Annotated in this window: 6 tRNA genes and 1 rRNA gene; all 7 read left to right on the forward strand. The window is 51.4% G+C overall.

The annotated features are described in order from the left end of the window. Positions 1 to 89 (forward strand): 5S ribosomal RNA (gene rrf, locus KNP81_RS15130); the annotation flags it as partial. Between the two features lie 11 nt (positions 90 to 100). After that, positions 101 to 176 (forward strand) — tRNA-Val (locus KNP81_RS15135). Between the two features lie 8 nt (positions 177 to 184). Continuing rightward, a tRNA-Thr gene (locus KNP81_RS15140) sits at positions 185 to 260 on the forward strand. A 35-nt stretch (positions 261 to 295) separates the two neighbouring features. Next, a tRNA-Leu gene (locus KNP81_RS15145) sits at positions 296 to 382 on the forward strand. A gap of 31 nt (positions 383 to 413) precedes the next feature. Next, a tRNA-Arg gene (locus tag KNP81_RS15150) sits at positions 414 to 490 on the forward strand. Positions 491 to 497: 7 nt separating this feature from the next. Then, positions 498 to 574: transfer RNA gene (locus tag KNP81_RS15155), tRNA-Pro, on the forward strand. An 11-nt stretch (positions 575 to 585) separates the two neighbouring features. Next, positions 586 to 661: transfer RNA gene (locus KNP81_RS15160), tRNA-Ala, on the forward strand. Positions 662 to 762: the final 101 nt, after the last annotated feature.

Genomic DNA, 762 nt, shown 5'->3' on the forward strand with positions numbered 1-762 from the left:
CCCGTTCCCATGCCGAACACGGAAGTTAAGCGCTTCAGCGCCGAAAGTAGTTGGGGGTCTCCCCCTGTGAGGATAGGACGTTGCCAGGCATTACATATTTGGAGGATTAGCTCAGCTGGGAGAGCACCTGCCTTACAAGCAGGGGGTCGGCGGTTCGATCCCGTCATCCTCCACCATTACACCTGCCGGTGTAGCTCAGTTGGTAGAGCATCTGACTTGTAATCAGAGGGTCGAGGGTTCGAATCCTTTCGCCGGCACCATTTTTTAAAATAGTCTACCGCATGAATTATACCTTGCCGGGGTGGCGGAATTGGTAGACGCACAGGACTTAAAATCCTGCGAGGGTTTCCTCGTGCCGGTTCAAGTCCGGCCCTCGGTACCATCTTAATATCCCATGAAAGTTCATTCGTCTCGCACCCTTAGCTCAGCTGGATAGAGCGTTAGACTACGAATCTAAAGGCCGGGAGTTCGAATCTCTCAGGGTGCACCATTTATTTCGGGAAGTAGCTCAGCTTGGTAGAGCACTTGGTTTGGGACCAAGGGGTCGCAGGTTCGAATCCTGTCTTCCCGACCATCATAACTTTTGGGGCCTTAGCTCAGCTGGGAGAGCGCCTGCCTTGCACGCAGGAGGTCAGCGGTTCGATCCCGCTAGGCTCCACCAATTCTTTAAACCGACGAACTTTGAAAACTGAACGATGAGGCAAAAAAGTTTTACAATGTTTGAATGAAGCGCAAGCTTCGTCATGTTTTAAAGAGCTATAT

The organism is Exiguobacterium sp. s149 (assembly GCF_018618395.1).
GTDB classification, from domain to species: domain Bacteria; phylum Bacillota; class Bacilli; order Exiguobacteriales; family Exiguobacteriaceae; genus Exiguobacterium; species Exiguobacterium chiriqhucha.